Origin of the sequence: Muricauda sp. SCSIO 64092 (genome assembly GCF_023016285.1) — a bacterium.
Taxonomy (GTDB): domain Bacteria; phylum Bacteroidota; class Bacteroidia; order Flavobacteriales; family Flavobacteriaceae; genus Croceivirga.
In genome coordinates this window covers 3,861,647-3,885,374 of the sequence record NZ_CP095413.1, presented here as the reverse complement: position 1 = coordinate 3,885,374, position 23,728 = coordinate 3,861,647, and the positions used below count along the sequence as shown (strand labels likewise).

Genomic DNA, 23,728 nt, shown 5'->3' with positions numbered 1-23,728 from the left:
TGATCAATGCTGTGCCAAAGAGATGGATTTGTGTTGGGTTGAGCAATGGCCAGGGGTCCGATTTTAAAAATCCCCCCTGGTCATTAAAAAGGACAAGAGTGATTTTTTTCTTTAAAAAAACTCCAAAAAAAATGGGCAATTGAAATGATAATTGAAGAAGGTCTAAAATTACACGTGGAAAAGCGTTCCCCGAGCCAGGAAGAGTATCGGTCTTTAAGGGGTCAATCCGATTGGTATACCGTTGGGAATCAATTTGAAAAAGCCGCTTTCGGAAAAGAAGTTCATTGTGTTGTGGTTTTGGATGGTCCCAATGTGATAGGAATGGGAAGGGTAGTTGGTGATGGGGCCATCTATTTTACTATTCAGGACTTGATGGTCCATCCAAACTATAATAACAAAACTGTGGGCAGGCTGATCATGGACCATATCGAAAACTTTTTCGAAACAGGAGCATCACGGCATGCTTATATTGGAGTATTGGCCACAAGGGAAACAAGGGAACTGTACAAAAAATATGGGTTTACCGAACGCAAAACCAAAAATTCCGAAATGTTTAAAATTGTAATACGCGGGAATTCGACGCATTAATATACCACTCCAACCGATTCCAGCTATTCCAAGAATTCAGGACTTCATATAGCAACTCCCTAACTATTTAAATCCATAGGTAAAAGTTTGGCAAGAACAGAATAACATCAAATATTGCTTCCTAGGGCATTTTAAGATTTTCCCCAATTTTATTTTGAATCAGTTTAAATACGGTTTTTTTAACTCTCAACAAAGCCTTAAATTTTGTTAAGATATTGATATGATTTATCTTAAAGCAGAACTAATCTACTTGCTAAATGAAAACAATTTATTTTGGGATACTTTTCATTTTGCTTTCTTGGACTTTACTTTTTGCACAGCTAGAGTCCAAGGGTTTGGAATTTGTTAAAAACAACTCCAATGACACTTCCAATTACTGGGGTTGGGCCATGATTACCATTAAACCGACCCTGTTTCAAACAGAATTAAACTGAGAATTATGCCAATCAAAAGTTATCTGGTACATCCACGGGAAGGAAGAAAAACGAAATTGTCGAGCATGCTTTCAGAAATGGAACACTGCGAGGTGGTTGCTGCCGAAAATGAAGAATTACTGATTTTGGTAACGGAAACTGACACCAAAACAGAAGAAGAACGATTAAAGGAAAAACTGGAACGGATAAAAGAAATCAAGCTTATGGCCATGGTTTCCGGTTTTGATACCCCAAAAACAGAATAGTTATGTATAGATCTGCACCTACCAATAGGAGGGAGTTCATAAAGAAAATGGCCGTACTGTCGGCCATGACAGCGGCGGCAAGCATGTTTCCCGGTATCGTGTTCGCCGAAGAACAGGAAAAGGGGATTCCCGCCAACGCCAATTTGGATTGGAAAAGGGCACCATGCCGATTTTGTGGGGTTGGCTGTGGCGTACTTATCGGAACCGAAAATGGGAGGGCGATAGCGGTAAAAGGAGATCCTAAATCGCCCGTGAACAAAGGATTGTGCTGCGTTAAAGGTTATCATTCCATCATGGCAATGTACGGCTCGGATAGATTGACCCAACCCTTGGTTAAGAGGAACGGGAGATACGAAAAGACCACAATGAAAGAAGCCCTTGACCTGGTGGCCGCAAAAATGCAGGAAACAATCAAGGATTACGGCAAGGACGCAGTTTCCATTTATGGATCGGGTCAATGGACCATACAAGATGGTTATGTTGCTTCAAAATTTTTCAAAGGTTGTATTGGCACCAACAATGTGGAGGCCAATGCCCGTTTGTGCATGGCAACCGCTGTTACTGGGTTCCTTTCTTCCTTTGGATTGGATGAACCCATGGGTTGCTATGAAGACATTGACCATGCGGACACTTTTGTGCTTTGGGGGAACAATATGGCGGAAATGCATCCGGTATTGTTTTCCAGATTGTTGGACCAACGTCTGAAACGCGGTGTGAAAATCATCGATTTTGCCACTCGAACGACTAGAACAAGTATGGCGGCTGACAAATCCATCATCTTTAATCCCCAAACCGATTTGGCAGTGGCGAATGCCATTTGCCATGAGATTATCAACAACGGATGGATGAACAAGGCCTTTGTGGACGAGCATTGCAATTTTAGCAAAGGACTTACCAACATGGGATATGGATTGGAAGACAACTACACGTTCACGGATAAACCGCAAGCCATTACCTTTGAAGAATACAAGACCTTCCTTACGGAGTATACTCCAGAAAAAGTTTCCAAGTTATCAGGGGTTTCCGTAAAAGACATTAAATATCTCGCCTCACATTTTGGTGATCCCAATAAAAAAGTGATGTCGCTTTGGTGTATGGGAATGAACCAACATTCCAGAGGAACCTGGATCAATAATTTGGTTTACAATATCCATTTGCTTACAGGAAAAATTTCAAGTCCCGGCAACAGTCCGTTTTCACTTACAGGACAACCCAGTGCATGTGGAACGGTCAGGGAAGTGGGCACCTTGACCCATAAATTGCCCCACGGTACCGTGTCCAATACAAAAGATCGTGAATTCGCCGCAAAAATTTGGGGGGTACCTGCGGAGAACATTGACCCAAAACCTACCTACCATACCGTTGAAATGTTTCGCGCCTTAGATCGAGGGGATATACGCTTTATGTGGATTCAGGTTACCAATCCAATGGTCACCATGCCCAAACTCAAACGCTATAGGGATGGCGCAAAAAAGGAAGGCCGATTTATTGTGGTTTCTGATGTGTACCCAACTCCCACGACTGATATTGCAGATGTAATCCTACCTTCTGCCATGTGGGTCGAAAGAGAGGGGATGTATGGAAATTCGGAACGTCGCACCCAATATTTTGAACAAATGTTGGAACCGCCGGGTGAAGCAATGAGTGACACAAAACAGTTGCTTGAGGTAGCAAAACGTATGGGCTTTGAAAAACAGTTTTATTATAAGGACGAAACCCACATAGCCGAAATCTATAACGAATACCGTCGGCACCATGAAGGCAAAAAACACAATTTGGCTCCCCTTGAGGTGCTAAAATCGCAATCTGGAGCTATTTGGCCCTATGTAGATGGCAAGGAAACCAAATGGCGATATAATGCAACATATGATCCCGCTTGTTCCAACGGGAAAGATTTCCACTTTTATGGAAAGAAAGATGGAAAAGCGGTCATATGGCAGCGCCCATACGAACCTGCAGCAGAAGAACCGGACAAAGAATATCCATTTTGGTTGGGAACGGGACGGGTCGTGGAACATTGGCATACTGGGTCCATGACACGAAGGATTCCCGTATTGCACCAGGCCATGCCACATGCCTATGTTGAGTTGCACCCAAAAGATGCCGATAGAATGCAAATCAAAACGGGTGACAGGGTTAGATTGACTACGAGAAGGGGCGAAATTATACTTCCAGCTTCGGTCAATGAACGAGGCGTTCCGGCCCCTATGCAAGTTTTTGTCCCCTTTTTTGATGAGCGTATGCTTATTAATGACATCACATTGGATTCATTCTGTCCTATATCCAAAGAACCGGATTATAAAAAATGTGCCGTAAGGGTCGAAAAAGTATAACATGAAAAAAAGATTGGGAATCTTACTGATTTTTGCCCTTTTATTCATTGGTTTTTTGGCCAATTGGACATACAGCTATTACAAAGGACTGGAAGAGGCCTATATACCAATTCATGATACTGGGCCGCTTCCCATTATTCCATCTGAAAAAAAGGTTTTCGAGAGATCGGAATATGCGTTGGACTACTTGAATATGCCCCAAGATGAAAACCATCAAAGAACATTGGCAACATACTATAGTAACAGGGCTTATCCCGGAGCCCCGCCAAGCATACCACATTCCGTAAAGGAAAAGTTGGGCATGGGGGGCAACGTTTGTTTACAGTGCCATCAAAATGGGGGGTTTGTTCAGAAATTCAATGCCTATGCTCCGGTTACACCACACCCAGAAATGATCAATTGCAAACAATGTCATGTTGAACAGTTGACCGATTTGGATTTTATGACCACTGATTTTTATAAGAAACCAGCACCTAAGGTGGGCGTAAACAATGCTATGCCGGGAAGTCCACCAGTAATGCCACATCAATTGCAGATGCGTGAAAATTGCCTTGCATGCCATGCTGGACCAGCAGCGGTAAAAGAACTATGGGTAGACCATCCAGAGCGGGTGAACTGCCGGCAGTGCCATGTACCCATAGAACAGGAAATCCATAATGTTGAACTGTTTGTTAAAGCAAATACCAATATCAAATGAAGGTGCAAAGAAGATTTCTTGTATTTATTTTGGTTTGCTGTTTTGTTTCATGTAAACACAAGGAAACAGAGTATCATAGCCTAGAAGAAAAAATCGAGGAAGAAAGTAAAACGTATCATGACCCAGGCATTTCATCGGTAGACTTTATTGGTGATTTCCATACCATAGAAATTACGGAGGGAAATCATACATTTCTAATACCCGAACGAAAAAGCCAGATAAAGTCCTTTGCCTGTACAGAATGTCACTCCAAACCATTGAATCAAATGCAAAGGGGAGCTGAGGTCCAACAAGCACATTGGGACATCAAAATCTCCCATGCCAATGAAAATGCAATGAACTGTGCAACCTGTCATAACGGGCAAAACATGAATGAGCTAAATAGTTTAACGGGCCATAGCATCGACTTTAATCAAAGTTACCTGATGTGTGCCCAGTGCCATAGTTCCCAGTTCAAGGATTGGAAAGGCGGTGCCCATGGAAAGAACCTCGGCGGTTGGGCCAAACCTAGAACAGCGATGACCTGTGTAAATTGCCACAATCCACATGAGCCACAAATTGCGTCCAAATGGCCAGTAAGATTCAATTCCCAAATGGAAGAAGAAAGAAAATAGCTAAAGAAGATTCCTATGGAAGAAAAAAAGAAATGGTTTCAATTGGATCTGGGCCTTGGCAAAAAACAAGCCACTGCCCACGTGTGCGGATGCGATAATCCAAATGGGGGATGTGGTTCCCAAAAGACCCATTCCGGAAAAAGCGAATATTCCATAACTGCCGAAGCGTTTGATGCGGCCGTAGAAAAAGAACTTATGGTCGAGACCTCTGCTGTTGAACGGACACAAAAAGATGGTTTTCAACAGGTTTTCGATGTAAAAATGGACCGAAGGACGGCCTTCCGGAAACTTACGGCAAGTTTACTTGCTGGTGCGGGTGCCGTACATACTTCCTGTAGTTTCACTTCAAGCGAAGAGTCAAAAGAAAAAGCACAAATCGACTGGGAAGAACAATTTAAAGGCAACTATAAGTTGATGACGCAAGAAGAAAAGCAAGCCACAGTAGATCGATTGGTGCGCTCGTACCAATTGCGGAAAAAGAAGAACATTAAAATGACAGCTACAGATGCCTCCAAAGATGTCCTTTTTGGCTATGCATTTAACATTTCCAAGTGTCAAGGCTATATGAACTGCGTAAGTGCATGTGTAGAGGAAAACAATCAAGATAGGAATTCCCAAATGCAATATATCCGCATCCATGAAATGAAGGATGGCAAAGGATTTAAATTCAATGAAGCTGATGACAATTACTATCATGAAGTTCCGGCGGAGGGACATTTTTATATGGGTACCCAATGTTTTCATTGTGACAACCCCCCTTGCGTTAATGTATGCCCAGTTGAAGCTACATGGCGTGAAGAAGATGGCTTGGTGGTCATAGATTACGATTGGTGCATAGGTTGCAGATATTGTATGGCAGCTTGCCCATATGATGGTAGACGCTTTAATTGGAGCAAACCCGAAGTACCTGAAGATGAAGTGAATAAAAACCAACACTATCTAGGCAACCGCATGCGGAAAAAGGGGGTCATGGAAAAATGCACCTTTTGTGTACAGCGTTCCAGGGCAGGTAGAGATCCCGCTTGCGTGGAAGCATGTCCAACGGGAGCAAGGATATTTGGAAATTTATTGGATCCGGATAGCACTATCAGATGGGTATTGGAAAATAAGCAGGTATTTCGATTAAAGGAAGATTTGGGTACAGAACCTAAGTTCTGGTATTTTATGGATTAACGGTCATTCATTAGTAGAAAAAGGAAAAATGGAAACATTTAGGGCATTTAGGAATATGGTAAGGGACAGCCTGGGTTATATAACCCATGGTTCAAAAGTATATCATCTATGGATGTTTTTACTTACTGTGGTAATGCTCTTGGGCATGTATGCCTATTCCATTCAACTGGATTTGGGTTTGAGTGCCACTGGAATGACGGATAGGGTTAGTTGGGGGCTCTACATTTCCAATTTTACCTTTTTGGTGGGCGTGGCGGCGGCAGCGGTTATGTTGGTCATGCCAACGTACGTTTTACATGATATTGATTTCAAACAAGCCGTATTAATTGGTGAAGGATTGGCGGTGGCCGCACTTATTATGTGCCTAGCTTTTATCATTGCAGATTTGGGAGGTCCGGCGGTAGCATGGCATCTCATACCGGGAATAGGGGTATTTAATTTTCCGAATTCGATGTTGGCATGGGACGTTATTGTATTAAATGGTTATCTCTTTATAAACATTTCAATACCTCTGTACATATTATTTCGCCATTATCAAGGCAAAGAAGCAAAACGTAAAGTCTATATTCCTGGCGCTATTCTTTCAGTCTTATGGGCCGTAGGTATACATCTGGTTACGGCATTTCTATATCAGGGCCTTCAAGCGAGGCCTTTTTGGAACAATGCTTTGCTGGGACCTCGTTTTCTAGCATCTGCGTTTGCTGCTGGACCTGCACTTATTATTATGGTATTGGCGGCAATTCGGAAGTTTTCCGAGTTTCAAATTGCGGACAAAACCATTCAAAAAATTGCCCTGATCGTTACTGTGGCCGCTCAAATCAATCTAATTATGTTAATTTCTGAGTTGTTCAAGGAGTTTTATGCCCCTACCCACCATAGTGAAAGTGCATACTATCTTTACTTTGGGCTGGAAGGTAAAAATGCCTTAATGCCCTGGATATGGACGGCTATCTCCCTTAATGTTTTGGCCACGGTATTGTTGACAATCCATAAACTGCGTAACAATTTTAGGATGCTTTATCTTTCCTGTTTCATGCTGTTTATAGGAATTTGGATTGAAAAAGGGTTTGGACTGATAGTCCCCGGATTTATTCCAGGACCTTATGGAAAAATAGCTGAATATACACCAACTTGGGTTGAGATATGGGTAACTTTAGGTATTTGGGCCCTAGGAGCCTTCCTCTTCACGATGCTTGTAAAGACTGCCATTGGTATCGAGTTGGGGAAGCTTAGATACAAGAAAAAGGAAGTTTTGGAATCAGAAAAGGCATAAACGCAAACGAAGAATGAAAATTAGAATTAGAGGAAATTCTGTACGGTTTAGATTGACCAAATCAGAAGTGCAAAGGTTGTGTGGGACAGGTACTGTTGAAGAAAAAACGGAATTTGATGGGTCATTCTTCTCCTATGCGGTCAAAGCTTCTAAAAAACATGATAATTTACACGCCTCTTTTTTGGATGGTGCCATTGTCCTTTATATTCCAATCATTTCCTTAAATAACTGGAACACAAACGAAAAAGTTGGTTTTTACCATACCCAGAGACTTGATAACGGAAGTGGGTTAATGTTAACTTTGGAAAAAGATTTTGTCTGTATGGATAAAACGGCAGAAGATCAGTCGGACAATTATCCCAATCCAAAAATGATGTAATTCAAACCATAGTTTAATATCATTTGTGCGCATTGTACGCTTTAAAGAAAATAGCCTTCCTCCTTTTTTTGCTCCTATCACTGAAACTTAGTGCCCAGGATGACTTTGATATTAAAAGTTATTTGGTTTTGGGCGTGGAAGCAGCGGAAGAGCTGGCCTCAATCTACTTGGAGCCATTGAGCGAAGGTTTGTTGTATGGACTTACGGGCGCTTGGAACAATACGGCACGGATAAAACAAAAATGGGAAATGGATATTGGTTTGGTTGCGAATGGCTCCTTTGTGCCCAATGAGAAATTATCCCGTGAAATCGATATCAGCGCTATTGATAATTTGGAAGTTTTAGGTGGGGGCAACTTGGTTAGGATTCCAACCATACTGGGTAGTAAGGAATCCGAAGTGACTTTTGTGGCAACCCGAAATGGCGAGGAGTTCATTTTTGATGCACCCACGGGTATAGGCCTCGTTTCCACCAATTTACTTCCCAATGCCTTTATACAGGCAAGTTTAGGATTGCCTATGAATTCAGAATTTAGCCTGCGCTTCTTTCCAAAGCTTTCCATTGAGGAAGCCTCCATCGGGGTTATTGGATTTGGATTAAAAAATGAATTGACCCAAAGCTTTAAAAGTCTTGGGGAACTACCATTGGCCATTTCGGTATTTGTAGCTTTTAGCAGATTGGATGCAGATTATGATTTTCAAACGGATGGTTTTGTGACCGGTGAGTCACAGTCCATTAACGCCTCATTGAATTCCTGGCTTTTCGAGATCCTGACCTCAACAAAGTTTCCCATTTGGAACATCTATGGTGGATTGGGGTATGTCACGGGCAGATCCAATTATATTATGGAAGGTACGTACATTATCAGTACACAAGAAGGGACCATTCAGTTTGAAAATCCATTTGATGTACAGGCAAGTATTTCCGGCTTAAGGGGAAGTTTGGGCACAAGTGTCCGGTTAAATCGATTTAAAATCAACTTGGATTACACTTTTCAAGGCTTCAATAATCTGGCTTTTGGTTTACATTATAATTTGCTAAAGGGGAAATAACCACAGTATGGTCCTACGCAGCATCAATATTGCTTGTTTTCTTTGGGAAAATGGCATTTACATGGTTCCCGAATCTTGTTTTTGTCCCAATGTATAGGTTGCCTTTTTCAATTTGGGGAAAGGTCCAAGGTTAGTACATGTATAATGGTATTCTGTATGATTTTTCTTATCTTTTAATAGTCAAAAATGACTATCTGATGAACCACTCCAATCTTTTTGATTGCAGCAACAAAACCACAATAGTAACGGGCGGAGGAAATGGAATTGGGAAAGCATGCTGTAAGATGCTAGCCGCCCATGGTGCTAATGTGGTTGTTTCCGATTTGAGGAAGGAAGCCGCAGAAGCCGTTGCCCACGAAATAAGGAAGGACGGTGGAAATGCCATTGCCATAAGTTGTAATGTATTAAAAGATGATGATTTGGTCAATCTGGTCAAATCGTCCGTTGATGTTTTTGGTGGGATTGAGATTTTGATCAACAATGCCGGAGGAGGTGGCGCTGGTAGGGAAAGCCCTTATGCGATATCAGTTAAGGAGTTTGCCTGGGTTTTTCAACTCAATGTATTCAGTGCCTGGCGGCTATCACAATTATGTGCCCCGGAAATGGAGAAAAAGGGATACGGCTCCATGGTAAACATTACCTCCATGGGTTCCATCAACAAAAGTCCCAACATCAGTGCCTATGCCAGTGCCAAGGCGGCCTTGAACCATATGACCGCGAATCTGGCTTTCGACTACGGTCCCCATGGTATCCGGGTAAATGCTGTTGGACCGGGAGCTACCAAAACAGCAGCCCTGTCCAAAGTATTGACCCCGGAAATCGAAGCCAAAATGTTATCGGGCACACCCATTAAAAGATTGGGCAAAGTGGAGGATATTGCGGGTGCAGTGCTCTATTTTGCCGCTCCGATTTCGGAATGGGTAAGCGGACAGGTACTATTTGTAAATGGTGGTGGTATTCAAACTTTAGACTAACAATAATTGATGAACATGCCACATTTATAATCAAAAAAAAATGAAGGGATGAATAGGAAAATTAGTATTGGATTGGTGCTCGCAATGTTCTTTTGTGTTAGGGCCAATACCCAGGAAACATTGACGGCGGAGCAATCCGATCCTTCCAAATTAGGTTGGATGCAAGGATTTCCACCACCAAAGGAAAAAATAGTATCGGCTATTGATGGAAGTTTCTTCCAGTTCCCGGCCCTACGTTATAGTGTTTGTCACATGCGACAATTCATGCCAACCACTGAGGTCAAAGCCGCAGCCACCAATCGGTACGAGCTTAAAGTAAAGCCCGACCCAAATATTGATGCAGTAACCTTCCTCCCGTGGAATAGTACCGAGCCAATGACCTGGAAGGAATCCCTCCTAAGGAATTATACTGATGGCATCCTGATTTTACATAAGGGTAAGATCGTTTATGAAAAATATTTTGGTGCTTTAAAATCAAATGGTGTCCATGCTGCAATGTCCGTAAGCAAAACCTTTATCGGAACTTTGGGTGCCTTGCTTGTCCAAGAAGGCTTGTTGGATGAAAACAAAACCGGATCGGATTATGTTCCTGAATTAAGTGATTCCGCATTTGGGGATGCGACAATAAGACAAATCCTGGATATGACCACAGGTTTAAAATACAGTGAGGACTATTCCAATCCCAATGCCGAAATCTGGGCATTTTCAGCTGCAGGTAATCCATTTCCAAAGCCCCCCTCCTATAATGGCCCAAACAATTACTACGACTATTTGGTAACGGTTCAAAAAGAAGGTGGGCATGGGGAGGTCTTTGGCTACAAAACGATCAATACGGATGTAATGGGTTGGATCATTTCCCGGGTAACGGGAAAGCACCTTCCAGAGCTATTGTCCGAACGTATTTGGAGACCCCTCGGCACCCATGTGGATGGTTACTTCCAGGTTGATGGTGCAGGAATTGCCTTTGCGGGTGGTGGGTTCAGTGCAAACATGAGGGATATGGCCCTGTTTGGCGAAATGATCCGCAAGAACGGGAAATTCAATAAAAACCAAATACTCCCTTCAAGTCTTGTAGAGGACATTAGGAATGGAGGAAACAAGGATGCATTCGACCAGTCCGTTTATGGCAAATCGTTAAAGAGTTGGAGCTACAGGAACATGTGGTGGATCACCCATAACGAGCATGGTGCCTTCGCTGCAAGGGGCGTACATGGACAAACCATTTATATTGATCCCTTGGCTGAAATGGTACTGGTGAGGTTTGCCTCATATCCGGAGGCAAAAAACGCCAAGATCGACCCAACTTCATTACCGGCCTATCATGCCATAGCCAAATATCTAATGTCCAAATAATCTCCTGAGCTGATGAAAAGATATAAAATACTGTCCGTGACCTTGGTAGCGTTCCTGTATGCTTCATTGGGATATTCCCAAGACACATTCATGGCCGATGAGCCTACATTTAGAATAACCAAAGGCAGGTATTACAGTTCGCTGACGTTCTCATTAAATTCACGCAATGCAGAAAACGAAGACCAACTCTTTAGACAGGTTCAGGACCAGGATAGATATAACTATAGGATAATAGGGAACGCAGGATATGCGATTAAAGACAATATGACCTTAGGTCTGTCCGCAGCCTATGGTAGGGAGCAGGAAGAAATAACCTTTCTGGATGAGAACGGAGCAAATGTCACTTCCAAGAGTGTGGAACAAGGTTTATCAATTGCACCTAATATGCGTAATTATATTCCAATAGGAAAGGGACAATTGCAAATATTGATCCAAACAGAGTTGGGAGTGACCATAGGTGAGTCCTTACAAAGGGAATTCCTTGAAAATGAAATAAACAAAATTGAAGGAGAATTCATTGATATTGAAATTGGGGTAAGCCCTGGACTAGTTTTGTTCTTCGACCGACATTGGGCATTTGAAACCACGGTTGATATTGCAGGTTTTTCCACACGCATAGAAGAAGAGGTGGTAAATGATGACGAAGAGAACCGTCAAAGGGTTGTGGAATCAGCCATAGATTTGAGAATCAACCTTCTCCAGCTTAATCTGGGTTTGGCCTATTATTTCTGAAGCCGTTAATTTTTAAAGTCCACTATCATGATTTCGATGAAAAAGAATTTTGACCCCCAAAGCGCAAAGAGGAATAGGACACTACTTATCATTTCCGCATTGTGCGTAATCGGGCTGGAATCATGCATACAGGAAGATAGATTTGGTCTTTCATCTTTTAAGGAAATCAAGGTTTTCCAATTACCGGGTCAAGCGGGTGTAACCACTATAGACCAAGAGGCGCGGAGTATAGTAATTCCTATGAGCGAAGGTGCCGACCTCATCGGTCTGGTTCCCTCGACCGTCCAAATATCCAATTTGGCTGCGATTTCCCCTTCAAGTGGGGAAGCCCAGGATTTCCAGGATACAGTACTATATACCGTAACTGCCGAGGATGGGTCAACAGCTGTTTGGTCCGTGAATGCCGTTCCGGCTTTGCCCAATCCACAGCTTCCAAACAGTAATTTTGACGTTTGGTACAATGTGAGCGATTATCAGCAACCTGGTGAAAATGCGGAAAGTACGGTCTGGGGGACAGCTAACAGGGCCGTAGCCATAGCCGGGGATGCCAACACCAATCCGGAGGACCTCGGTGGCGGGGATTTGGCAGCACGTCTGACCAGTGTTGCAGCGCCCCTATTGGTTCGAATGGCAGCAGCCACCCTTTTTACCGGTACCTTCACAGAAGGATTTCCCAGTCCAACGGACCCCAGGTCAAATATAGATTTTGGCACACCGTTTAATGGGCGACCCAGGGCATTTCAAGTTGATTTTAGGTATCTTCCTGGACCGTCCTACGAGGATGCCGATGGCAATGTACTTCCTGGTGGGGACCAATGTGATATCTATGTGCTATTGGAAAAAAGGGATGGGGATGACATATATCGAATAGGGACAGCGTGGTTCAGAAGTGGAACGGAAGTGATGGACTGGAGTAGTCTTGAAATTGAGCTAAAATATGGGGAGTTGTCACCTTCCGAACCAGAATTTGCGTACGCCAATATTCGCGAAGGGGAGTCCTGGGGTGATGCCACCGATACACCTACCCATGTTACGGTAGTGTTTTCTTCCAGCGCCCTGGGAGATTTTTTTACAGGTGCCATCGGAAGTGAGCTATGGGTCAATAATTTTGAATTTTTATACTGATTCCATTTGAAAACCAATCTTATACGAACATTAAAAAAGTCCAGGGCTTAGAATACCTTAAATATGATTTGTAGTATAAATAAAAGCATCGTTATGGGAAAGAGGGCTTCAATTTGCCTTCCATCTTTAATCGTATTTCTATCAATGGCATCGTGCTCTTTAGTAAAAATAGAAAGTGAGCAAAAGCCCCTAGGTGTTAGAGAATTGAATACAAGGCTATTGACCCAGAATTTCGCCCGTGGTGCCATGGATAGGGTGGAAATGGCAGCAGATAGTATCACTAAACTGGCCAATGACCATGAGACGATTCCAATCAACACTTTACATTGGAAAATTCAAACATCGGAAGAATTGGGCAAGATCAGCTTCCAAACAGAACCCAAAATAGCGTTAATGGATACATGGGCCTATTTTTTGGAAGTGAAAAATTCACTTGAAAGTCCACAATTGGATGGTGCCTTTGGAGAATATAAGATCATTGCTTTGGAGGCTGTTGATCAAAACATTGAAGATATACAACGAATTGCTGCCAGTGTATTACCTAAAAGTGAATACGGAACAATCAAGGATTTTGTAGAAGAATATGCCAACAATACACCCTTATTACTACAAAAAGAGTTTAAACATAAATCCATTAGGGAATCTTATTTAGAGTTTAAACGAATTCCAGATAGTATTGCGGTACAAACGGTAGGCACCTTATCTGAGGTGGTTGCGGACGCTACAAACCGTTTTGGGTATTACTCCGAAGCCTCCGGTAAAAGGCTTAATTGGAAGACTGAAATGATTTTGCGTCAAAGGGGAATTGACTCCATGGATATTGAGGCCAAAATTGCTGAAATAGACAGGCAATTCGATCGACTGATTCAAGTGGCAGAGAACTCCCCAGAAACTATAGAAAATGCCATCAAGGAGTTTAGAAATAACATTGGTCCACTGTTTAGAAATCTCAACTATGAAATAGGTTCTGCAATGCAGAGCCTGTCTTCAGATGTGCAATCCGTAAACAGCATGTTGCAACGCGAGCGGGTTGCCTTGGATTCCATTATCAAAAGGGAACGGTCTGCCCTAACAACCAAAGCAGACACCCTAGTGGAAACCGGGATAGAAAACGCCTTTGAGGGTTTAGGAAAGACATTACGTAGCTTGATTGTTTATTTTATAATACTGTTCATCGTTGTGCTTGGATTACCGTTTTATCTAGGCTACATTATCGGAAAACGTAAACTAAAATCTTGATTCAATATGAAACTTGCATCCACTATAGGGTTTGCCCTGGTAATCTTGGTTTCTTGTTCCAAAAAGAATGCTAATACATCCGTTATATGGATAAGCGGTTTTAAAACGACATGTGAATCAGGTGCAGGAGTATCCAATTGCTTACTTATAAATAAAAGCGATGAACTGACGAATGATGAATGGGAGCTATTTTATTCGAATATAGAGGGTTTTGAATTTCAGGAAGGTTATCTAAAGAAGGTTGAAATTTTGGAGCAAAAGCCCAATGATAATGAGCTTGCTCCAATGGATAAATCAATTAGTAAATATGTACTGGTTAAGGAATTGGAGAAAAGGCAAGACCATAGGCCTTTATTGGTAGCACATTGGCGGCTTAAAGGGATTCACGGAACTCTTTTAGATAAAAAAATACCTCCTCCAACTTTGGATTTTAATTTGGATGAAATGAAAATCCATGGAAATGGAGGGTGTAACAGGTATAACGGAACCATAAAACAGCTGGGAATCAAATCAATAGTATTTGGTAACGTGTTTAACACCCTCAGCATTTGTACCGAAGCCAATGTGGAAAATCAATATCTCGCCTCCCTGGATAAGATTTCCTCTTATGAAGTCAATGACTCCATTCTGAATCTATACGACGGGCAAAAAAACGTAATTGTGTCATTTGTGAGTCGCAGAAAAACCGATAATAGAACGAAGATTCATGATATTTGGTCAGCTGTCAGGATAGAAGGATCCCCAATAAACAGCATGGTCCCCGTCCCACGTCTGGAAATCAATACAACTGAGATGAAGATTTATGGTAACAATGGTTGTAACGACTACTTTGGAACATTAACCGATCTTACCGAAAACAGCATATCTTTTGGGAAGATAGGGTCTACACGAAAAATGTGTCCACAGATGGAGGTGCCAAAACGCTATGATGCCGCCCTATTAAAAACCCGGACCTTCCGTTTTGATGGGCAGGCTTTGATCTTTAGTGATGAAGAAGGTGAAGAAATTTTGACCTTTATGAAAACAGATTAACTTAAAAAAGTCCAGAAAATAGAGTTGCCAAGAAGTTATTTAGCGCTGTTACTAGTTTTTCTTTATGGTCAAAAGACCTGGGGTCAATCGGACACCCTTGTTTTTGATTCCGGAAATCAAGTGATAGGTGAAATAAAGAAAATGGAAAAAGGGGTGCTGGAAATTGATGTTCCCTATGGGGATGAAAATTTTAAAGTGAAGTGGTTAAGCATCAAGGAAATCCATACGGAATCAAAATTTGTGGTGAGTATTGAGGACAAATTATATCAAGGCAGAATAGCCTCCATTGCCGATCAAAGGATAAAGGTTTTTGACAATGACTCCATTTATACCACATGTGCCCTCCAGGATATCGTCTATTTGAACCCGTTCAAAGAAGGGTTTGCGAATCGCTTCAATGCGGCCATAGAAGTAGGTTTTAATTTGACCAAGGCCCAGGACCTGCGTCAATTTTCGTTACGCAGTTCCATGAGCTATAAAACCGATAAGTGGACAGCCGATATTGCCTATAATATCCTAAGATCAAGTCAGGACAACGTTGAACCTGTCAATCGTAGCGATGGCCTATTGAATTACCGTCGTATTTTGCTCAAAAACTGGTATTTGATCGGTACCGTTGCCACGCTTTCAAACACAGAACAACTCCTTGACTTACGCGCCAATTCACAGCTGGGGATTGGCAAATTCATTGTTAGTTCCAACAGGGCCTACTGGGGCGTAAAAGCCGGCTTTAACAACAACCTGGAGCGATTTACCAATGAAACGACAAATCGCAACACCTGGGAAGGATATTTGGGCAGTGAATTGAATTTATATGATACGGGGAATTTGGAACTGGCATTGGTTTTTATGGGATACTCCGGCCTGACCGAAACAGGGCGGTATAGGGCGGACATCACTTTTGATACAAAGTATGAACTCCCTTTGGACCTCTTTATCCGGCTTGGTGTCTCACTTAACTATGATAACAGGCCAGCCCAAAACGCAAGTGAAACGGATTATATTGTAAGAACTGGTATTGGTTGGGAATGGTAATCCCATTCAAGGAGTTAAACCGATCGGTACAACTGTTTTCCCTATAAAGGGAACTGATGGAGGTATTAATCGGAAAACATGCCAAAAAATTTGATAAACTAAAAAATTCGCAAAATGGAAAATCAAAATATCGTACTTCGTGCAGCCGTCTTTGCAGCGCAGTTAATTATTGCCGAACAGCCCAAAAATCGGGTGTTCCACAATCTACACCATACCTTAACGGTGTTGGAGGGTGCCGGAAGGATTGGCAGGGCGGAGAATTTAACGGAAGATGAATTGGAAATGGTTTTGCTTGCAGCGGTCTTCCATGATTTGGGGCATATAAAATGTTATAACGGCCATGAAGAAGTAAGTATGCGCTTCGCACGCAAATGGTTATCGGAACACCAATATCCCGAAGATAAAACCACTATTGTTCTGGGTTGTATCGGTGCAACAAAAATACCCCAAAGTCCAAAACATATTTTGGAGCAAGTGGTATGTGACGCAGACCTTATCCATTTATCTTTTGAGAGCTATCCAATATACCGGGAAATGTTGCGCTCCGAATGGGAAATGGAACTTGGATTGACGTATTCCGATGAAGAATGGATAGCGAATAATAACAAGTTTTTACAAGATCACAGCTATTTTACAGCGTATGGGAAGAACGTCTTAGAACCCAAAAAGGTGAAGATTTCCAATATATACCGTTGATTTTAGGTTGTAGGGGCGACCATTTCTTTCCGGTTCGGCAAATAAACGTTTTATGGAACTCAATCTTTAAATTCTACCTTTGGCATTCCTTTTTTTGGTCCGCGCCCTTAGGTTTGCAGTAGACATGAGATCCCTACATTTCCCCAAACCGCGGAATTCCCTATTCCTCCAAAAACCAGTTGACCGCACCTCCTATAACCTTCTCTTTCAAACGTTCCATTTTCTTTCCAAAAGCACTGCCATTCTCTACTTTTATAAGCCGTTCCAATTCCGTATCCAACTTCCGAAAGGACTTCATACTTCTGTCCAGTCCACCTTCTTTGTTATGGATAAGCCATAAGCGACGGTGTTCTTCCTGTATGGAATTCAACCGATTCTTCATTGTTGTCAAATGGGCCAATCGTTCTTCACTTGTCCAATCCTCCTTTTCTGCACTATACTTCCTCATTTCCGCTCCCAAACGGACCATTTGAATTCCATTTCTAAGTTGGTTTTCCGTTTGACTTTCCCCCCCATCCCCCATGGAATTTCCCGAAAGACTCTTTTCATCAACAAAATAATTCAAATCCGACTCTATCTTGTCCAGGTGCTGATGTAACGCTTCCACCTCAAACCGTTTTCGGTTTTGAAAGCGACTTTGAACAAGGATATCGGCAAGACTATCCCCGATCAATTCAGGAATCTTCTTTTCTATAGCACCATATATGGATTCCTGTAAGACCGGATTGGAAATCCCAAATTGATAGGCCCAGAAGTTAAGACTTGAATTGGGCATATGAAACTCCTCGTAATGATAGGACTGTCCCATATCCATAACGATTTCACCCAGATTCCGATGCTTTTCCTCAAATATGTAGTTGTCCAAATACCTCTCCAAGGACAGGTTTCTGGACGTATTGCCATTCCAACTAATGGCACCGGCATAGGCAATACCTGGGTAGCTAATGGGCAAATACTGCCAATGTCCCAGGTCCCCCCAATCCGTAAGCAACATTCCCCTTGCCCCATTCTTCATACCGTTAAGCACAGCGTTTTCAATGTTTCCCAGCATATTATCGGTTCTACCGGTGAGTGTCATCCAACTACTGGTACCAGGGCAGACCAAAAAATTAAAACCAGCTTGCTTAATGCGTTCCGTATTGTTTGCAAATGGATGTTCCGCTTCATAGCCCCATTCCAAAACCGTAATGTCACTGGGCAGACTATCCAATAGCTCAGGATGTTTTCCGATGATATCCCCCCACATCCAAAATTCCTTCCCCCGATCTTGGGCCAACTCGTATACCTTTACCACAAAATCAAGATAAAGTTGGCCCACCCCTACTTCTTCGGCCAAATCCGAGTTGTTGCAATGCCCCAGTTCAAAAGGTTCATCCAAGTTGGCGTTGAATTTGCCCGAACTGAAATTGGGCAACATATCGTCCATCATTTGCTCAATTAGCGCAATACTTTCCTCATTACTGACGTCCAAAGTGGTTTTCACCTTTTGCATCGGCATGATCTCATAACCATCGGGACATTCGGCCAAATGGGCATATTCCGATGTCTCCAACCAGGGTTGCATATGGCCCAATGAGTTTTGGTTGGGGACCAATTCAATAAATCGTTCACTGCAATAGCTATCCAACGCTTTAATCTCTTCTGGCGTCAAGGGAGTCTCTTTCCCCTCCCACAGCCCTTTAAAGCTGGGATAACCAAATGAAAAACCTTCAACATATAATTGCAGATGGTTGTATTTCAATAAGGAAAGCTTGTCCACAAGATTTTTTAAGGTGTGTAGCTGGGGCACCTTATCCCTGCTGATATCCAACATAAACCCCCTAATGGACAAGTCCGGTTGGTCCAACACCTGAACGGATTCAACGGTATCGGGAAACTGTTTTTTTAGATGGCACAGGCTAACCACGGCATAATAGGCCCCTGCCTCATCGGAATAGTGGATTTCAATGCCCTTGGGACCAATAGTGAATTCATAGCTTTCGGGATCCAAATCCTTACGCTCTAAAAATCGAATTGAAGCTGTGCTGTCCCCCATATCGGTATCAATCTCAAGAAGACGCTCGACCCAATCCTTGGATTTTGGTATATCCGAAACGATTTCCCATTGGGCAGGCCAAGCAAAATTTCCCGCTCTGGGTATGATTCTTTTTGGAACGGGCAATAGCATCCATTCGTTTATAGAATCACTTTCCATCTCAAAACGGTAAAAAGAAACATCAGTTTCCGCAAATACCTTTTCCCGTTCGTTGATAACTTCTGATGCCTTATCGTATTTGGAGGTAAAAAAGATGACAGCGCCTATAACAAAAAGGAGTACGCCCAAAAGTAAATATCCTAAAATTTTAAGTGCCTTTTTCATGATGATCGTTGTGAATTATGTATTCCTTGTTTTGTAAATTCATGGAGTTTTTGCAGCCCTAAAGGCGTACACATCCCCTTAATAAAGAGGTAAACGGTATTGTCCAAAAGCGTTTTGACCGGATAATCGAACCCTTCAAAAAGCCGGTCCCTGGTAATACTGGCATACAGCTGCCGCAAACTTATCAGCACAATTTTGGGGTCGATTTCGCTTTCAAAAAAACCTTGACGTATGCCTTGATCAATTGCATGTGCAAAAAGGAATTCTGCGTCTTGATTTGTTGTTATGATTTCATCCTGAAGTGTTGGATAGTACTTGTTGAGATCGGCATAGAACTTTGGATTCACCTTAAACTCGAGCTCTGCAATGAAATATAAGATCTCTAAAAACGAAACTACGGGATTACTTGCTTCGGAATTCTTTTCCCGAAGAATTTTAAAAAGCCGGGAATAGTGAGTGGTAAGGCATACTCGGAGCAGGTTGGTCTTGTCACCAAAGATTTTATACACCGTTTTGGTTGAAATGCCCGTTAGTGCCGTTAATTTTTTAATGGTAAACTCTTGAATACCGTCCTTTAAAAATTGATGTAAGGCGATATCGGCAATTTCCTTATCGGTGATTTCCGTAACTGGCATGGAAAATATTTTGACTTAGATATTTTCCAAAACTAATGGAAAATATTGAGGAAATCAAATTTTCCATTAATCCATACAGCAAGGCAATTCCGTCGACTTCTGAATTATCAATCCAGAAAATGGGGTCGTATTGCCCAGACGACATAGCATTGTTGAAATACTGGCATCACCGATATCTGAATCCAGGGATTTGTCCTTTCTCTTGGATAGGTGCTTTGATGTTGTCCCTATGCCCATCAAAAAATTCAAGGTGAAGTAAACGCTTCCTGATAAACAATCCCTTCGGCATTGCTAAATAGCAACTCCTTGATTGCTCCGGAGCCTTCAAAATGGTAAACGATTCCGACTATTCTTTTATGGAGTTTGGCAGTATCCATCGAAAACACCTCCACCCCATTGACATAAAATTCCAATTGTTCGTTTTTGAAGGCACATTTGAGGTTCTGAAACTCGTTAAAATCGACGCCAAACCCAGAGAGGTCATTTTTCTTTCCATCAATAATTTGGTCGTTAAAGGCCATGATTCCCAGATTGGAGGAGCAACCTTTTGCGGAAAGCGGAATTATGATGGCCCCACCATCGTACAAAATTGCTATTCGAACATTCTGGCATTTGCCCATCCCTTGGTCCCAGGTGTTTTTTACGCTGGTTTCCATCGTGAAACCATCAGTATACAACTCTCCAAAATCGCGGACATTATAAAAACTTACCCAGGTCTCTTCTTTTAAAGGATCTATTCCATAGGGACGTAGTACCTCAGGGGTTATGGCCAGGTTCTGGTCAACGTGTATCTCATCGCTCTCAAGGTATATTGGTTTTGGATCGCGTTCAATAAGCCCCAACCAACCATCCGTTGGAATGTACACATCATCTTCAGCCACAATGGAATCATCCACGACCAGCTTTGCTTTGAAATAGCCAGGTCTCATGTAGATACTGGTTGCAACACTATCCAGGTTATCGATAGGTGTCCGCTTCCGAGCGTCCCAACTCTGTTGGATTTCCACTTTTGCACCCTTCGGAACGTTGACCGGATTAAAGGTAAAGACCACGGAATTAGGAATATCATCACTTATTACCTTGCTTGTAAAGGAAAAATCCCCAAAAAACCTTGCTGGTTCAGCATCCAATCCTCCCCGAAAAGCATACACCAAAATCGCCAATAGTATCCCAAGACCAAAAACGGTCCATAGTACCTTTTTTGATTTCCGCTTTTCAACGTTCCCGGCAGGGAAAATCCGAGGTTCTTTTTTCTCCAATGATTTCATAAAATCCACCCAGTCCCCATATGTTATATACTGGGCCAAGGCATCCAAAGTAGAACGATTGGGTTTTGTGTTGTGCTTTACCTTCCCCCAAAGCCGCTTTAATGTCGATACGCTCAACAAGGTCCCGGTTTTGGCATGTATCGCTTCGGCCAGTTGTACAAAATCTTGGGTGGACCATTGTTCACTGCCTCCTTTATCAAACCGTTCCTCCACGGTTTTTAAACAAATAGCAATTGATTTTTCAAAAGATAGCATTCTGACCTACAATGAATTATACTTTATGAATGAAGATGAACAAACGTGAACGGAACTTCTTTGTACATACCCCAAAGGTTGGTGTAGATTGGTATTGAAATACGGTTCCACAAAGCCTTTGGCAACGGTCAAAAATAGAATAATTATCATGAAAAAAATCTTTTGCATTCTTTCAATCCTTTTTTTAAGCTTTTCCCATCAACTCATTTCACAGGACCTTTACGTTGACCCTGAAAACGGAAATGACCATAACCCGGCAACAAAGGATTTTCCTCTACAAACGATCAAAAAAGCGGTTGCCCGCGCAAATAGCTTGACAGGAACGGGCACTATTTCCATTAAACTATTTCCGGGAATCTATACCTTGGAAGATAGAATAGATATCAATCCTGTTCGGGTCATGACGGACACAACACGATTCATCATTGAAGCGGTACACCTGCCCGATGCTGTGGATTGGACACAGGAAAAAATGCCAAAAATCCAATCGGTTTCTGGAAACAACTCAGAAACCATTTTTCCGCACAGCCTGGGATTTTTGGTGGCCTCCCCACATGTTACTTTCCGTGGGCTAAAGTTTTTGGGAAATGGAAACCCAGCAACGCCATACTACTATCCAATTGCAAAAGAAGACAAGGATTTAGGGGATCTAGAGATTGTACAGTGCTATTTTATAGGGAATAAGGAAGGAGCCGCAATCCAGGCCGGGCTTTACCTTCACGGACCCAATACCACGGTATCGCATTGTATTTTCCATGAATGTAGAAATGGCATATTGTTATTCAATAATGTTGATGGATTCACGGTTAGGAACACTATTATTACCAAGAGTTACGAAAGTGCATTTTGGCTTGGGCCGGATGACATGCCATTTACTTTTACCAACAATGTCATTGTGGACAATAACAATTTTATCGTCGGTCGTTCCGAGGATTTGAAATATTCCTCCCCATTACAAAACAGTATTATTGTGGACAACGATGGTTATGTTGGATATTGGTCCAGGGAAAATCAGCATATTGTACCCATTTCAAAACCAAATATCAATGACTCCTCCATCAAGAGAAAAGGGAAAGTAGCGCTCATTGAAAACAAGACCGTAGTACTGCCCAAGAAACACCTGCACCTAACGGATGATTCCAATTCGAAAAAACTAAGGGCAGGTATTTTTATGGAAGACTGAATTCCCTGTTCCCAATATAGCAATTGGACGCACTTGCGAGGTGAAGTACCCCCTTGAAAGGTCCAAAACACGGTTTACCATTAAAGGAAAAGCCCGCAAATGCGGGCTTTCCTCTGGATATGTCTTGCTGTGTTACTTGAACCCTATTTCCTTTAGCCCGTTATGGCTTATTTTTATTGCTTCCAACGGTTTTTTATCAAAAGTCATGTCCTGTTCCACAAAATAGCCCTCCATACCTGACAGTTCCTTTTTGTCGAGAATTCTCTTGAAGTCTATATTGCCTTCACCCACAGGAGCAAATAATCCGTTGTCCCCCATATCCTTAACATGCCACAATTTGAATCGTCCAGGATATTTTTCAAAATAAGCAACGGGATCGGCTTCTGCCTTGGTTACCCAAAACAGGTCCATTTCAAAATTAACGTATTCCGGATTGACATTTTCCAATAGATAATCAATGGGTATTACCCCATCGTCATTGGGCTTAAATTCAAAATCATGGTTATGGTACAACAATTGAAGACCGTACTTTGCGGCTTTCTCTCCAAGTTCATCGAGAATCTTTGCCAGGTCCTTAACAGACCCTTTCATCCCCATGGTCTTTGTGGCCTGATCAAAAGTGAACATTCCCATGGGCGGTATGGGAATCACAAAGTAGGTAAACCCAGCCTCCTTGGCAGCAGAAAACTGCTTATCAGCATTTTTTAGGGTAATGGAACTCTGATGGGTACTCAAAGGATGCAATTTTAAATCCTTAAGGGCCTCCTTAAATTGTTGGGGCTTCATACCATAATACTTTCCGCCGTCATAGCCGGCCGCCTCGATGGTTGCATAGCCTATTTCGGCCACTTTTTCCAAGGTCCCCATAGCATCTTTGCCCATATCATACCTTACGGTGTAAAGTGCCAATCCCCCTAGCCTTTCCTGTGCGTTGAGTGTAACAAAAAGGCCCAATAGGCCTATACATAAAAATTTTTTGATCATTGTATTGATATTATATCCTTGATTCGTTCAGTTCCTAAAAAGGTAAGAAAATTGGAAGTAAGAACAGGTA

The 23,728-nt window shown here is 42.3% G+C and carries 22 protein-coding genes; 18 read left to right on the top strand and 4 right to left on the bottom strand.

The window, feature by feature from the left end:
• The first annotated feature begins 144 nt into the window (after positions 1–144).
• From L0P88_RS16210 to L0P88_RS16130, 17 genes are all read left to right on the top strand, one after another.
• Positions 145–588, top strand: a complete 444-nt coding sequence (locus tag L0P88_RS16210; RefSeq protein ID WP_247130974.1) for a GNAT family N-acetyltransferase — start codon at positions 145–147, stop codon at positions 586–588.
• Positions 589–1,027: 439 nt separating this feature from the next.
• The gene (locus L0P88_RS16205; protein WP_247130973.1) at positions 1,028–1,267 is read left to right on the top strand and encodes a chaperone NapD; all 240 of its coding nucleotides are present in this window, start codon (positions 1,028–1,030) and stop codon (positions 1,265–1,267) included.
• Positions 1,268–1,269: 2 nt separating this feature from the next.
• Entirely contained in the window at positions 1,270–3,600 is a 2,331-nt protein-coding gene (locus L0P88_RS16200; RefSeq protein WP_247130972.1) for a molybdopterin-dependent oxidoreductase, read from the top strand.
• A 1-nt stretch (position 3,601) separates the two neighbouring features.
• Positions 3,602–4,297: a nitrate reductase cytochrome c-type subunit gene (locus L0P88_RS16195; protein ID WP_247130971.1), complete on the top strand. Its 696-nt coding sequence runs from the start codon at positions 3,602–3,604 to the stop codon at positions 4,295–4,297.
• A 2-nt stretch (positions 4,298–4,299) separates the two neighbouring features.
• Positions 4,300–4,911 (top strand): cytochrome c3 family protein, encoded by a 612-nt coding sequence (locus L0P88_RS16190; RefSeq protein ID WP_247130970.1) that lies wholly within the window; start codon positions 4,300–4,302, stop codon positions 4,909–4,911.
• Positions 4,912–4,926: 15 nt separating this feature from the next.
• On the top strand, positions 4,927–6,084 hold the full coding sequence (locus L0P88_RS16185; protein WP_247130969.1) for a 4Fe-4S dicluster domain-containing protein: 1,158 nt from the start codon (positions 4,927–4,929) through the stop codon (positions 6,082–6,084).
• 28 nt (positions 6,085–6,112) lie between these two features.
• A complete protein-coding gene (gene dsrP / locus L0P88_RS16180) occupies positions 6,113–7,357 on the top strand; it encodes a sulfate reduction electron transfer complex DsrMKJOP subunit DsrP (protein WP_247130968.1) in 1,245 nt (414 codons plus the stop codon).
• Between the two features lie 13 nt (positions 7,358–7,370).
• On the top strand, positions 7,371–7,736 hold the full coding sequence (locus L0P88_RS16175) for a DUF7009 family protein (protein WP_247130967.1): 366 nt from the start codon (positions 7,371–7,373) through the stop codon (positions 7,734–7,736).
• A gap of 23 nt (positions 7,737–7,759) precedes the next feature.
• A complete protein-coding gene (locus tag L0P88_RS16170; RefSeq protein ID WP_313791563.1) occupies positions 7,760–8,788 on the top strand; it encodes a DUF6588 family protein in 1,029 nt (342 codons plus the stop codon).
• Positions 8,789–8,985: 197 nt separating this feature from the next.
• Positions 8,986–9,762 (top strand): glucose 1-dehydrogenase, encoded by a 777-nt coding sequence (locus tag L0P88_RS16165; RefSeq protein ID WP_247130965.1) that lies wholly within the window; start codon positions 8,986–8,988, stop codon positions 9,760–9,762.
• A 48-nt stretch (positions 9,763–9,810) separates the two neighbouring features.
• Positions 9,811–11,115, top strand: a complete 1,305-nt coding sequence (locus L0P88_RS16160; RefSeq protein WP_247130964.1) for a serine hydrolase domain-containing protein — start codon at positions 9,811–9,813, stop codon at positions 11,113–11,115.
• 12 nt (positions 11,116–11,127) lie between these two features.
• Positions 11,128–11,847 carry a hypothetical protein gene (locus L0P88_RS16155; protein WP_247130963.1) on the top strand — a complete coding sequence of 240 codons (720 nt, stop codon included), beginning with the start codon at positions 11,128–11,130 and terminating at the stop codon, positions 11,845–11,847.
• Positions 11,848–11,883: 36 nt separating this feature from the next.
• Positions 11,884–12,972, top strand: a complete 1,089-nt coding sequence (locus L0P88_RS16150; RefSeq protein ID WP_247130962.1) for a PCMD domain-containing protein — start codon at positions 11,884–11,886, stop codon at positions 12,970–12,972.
• 144 nt (positions 12,973–13,116) lie between these two features.
• On the top strand, positions 13,117–14,211 hold the full coding sequence (locus L0P88_RS16145; RefSeq protein ID WP_247130961.1) for a hypothetical protein: 1,095 nt from the start codon (positions 13,117–13,119) through the stop codon (positions 14,209–14,211).
• Positions 14,212–14,217: 6 nt separating this feature from the next.
• The gene (locus tag L0P88_RS16140; protein ID WP_247130960.1) at positions 14,218–15,243 is read left to right on the top strand and encodes an META domain-containing protein; all 1,026 of its coding nucleotides are present in this window, start codon (positions 14,218–14,220) and stop codon (positions 15,241–15,243) included.
• Positions 15,244–15,384: 141 nt separating this feature from the next.
• Entirely contained in the window at positions 15,385–16,278 is an 894-nt protein-coding gene (locus L0P88_RS16135) for a DUF481 domain-containing protein (RefSeq protein WP_247130959.1), read from the top strand.
• Positions 16,279–16,392: 114 nt separating this feature from the next.
• Entirely contained in the window at positions 16,393–16,974 is a 582-nt protein-coding gene (locus L0P88_RS16130; protein ID WP_247130958.1) for an HD domain-containing protein, read from the top strand.
• 160 nt (positions 16,975–17,134) lie between these two features.
• On the opposite strand, the gene L0P88_RS16125 is transcribed toward L0P88_RS16130, so the two are convergent.
• The 3 genes from L0P88_RS16125 to L0P88_RS16115 all read right to left on the bottom strand — a co-directional run bounded on the left by L0P88_RS16125 (position 17,135) and on the right by L0P88_RS16115 (position 21,491).
• Positions 17,135–19,333: a beta-N-acetylhexosaminidase gene (locus L0P88_RS16125; protein ID WP_247130957.1), complete on the bottom strand. Its 2,199-nt coding sequence runs from the start codon at positions 19,331–19,333 to the stop codon at positions 17,135–17,137.
• A complete protein-coding gene (locus tag L0P88_RS16120) occupies positions 19,330–19,968 on the bottom strand; it encodes a TetR/AcrR family transcriptional regulator (RefSeq protein ID WP_247130956.1) in 639 nt (212 codons plus the stop codon). The genes L0P88_RS16125 and L0P88_RS16120 overlap by 4 nt, the downstream gene beginning before the upstream one ends.
• A gap of 245 nt (positions 19,969–20,213) precedes the next feature.
• Positions 20,214–21,491: a hypothetical protein gene (locus L0P88_RS16115; RefSeq protein ID WP_247130955.1), complete on the bottom strand. Its 1,278-nt coding sequence runs from the start codon at positions 21,489–21,491 to the stop codon at positions 20,214–20,216.
• Between the two features lie 148 nt (positions 21,492–21,639).
• Between L0P88_RS16115 and L0P88_RS16110 the strand changes: the two genes are divergently transcribed.
• The gene (locus tag L0P88_RS16110; protein WP_247130954.1) at positions 21,640–22,674 is read left to right on the top strand and encodes a right-handed parallel beta-helix repeat-containing protein; all 1,035 of its coding nucleotides are present in this window, start codon (positions 21,640–21,642) and stop codon (positions 22,672–22,674) included.
• A gap of 132 nt (positions 22,675–22,806) precedes the next feature.
• On the opposite strand, the gene L0P88_RS16105 is transcribed toward L0P88_RS16110, so the two are convergent.
• Positions 22,807–23,658, bottom strand: coding sequence for a sugar phosphate isomerase/epimerase family protein (locus L0P88_RS16105; protein WP_247130953.1), 852 nt, complete (start codon positions 23,656–23,658; stop codon positions 22,807–22,809).
• Between the last annotated feature and the right edge of the window lie 70 nt (positions 23,659–23,728).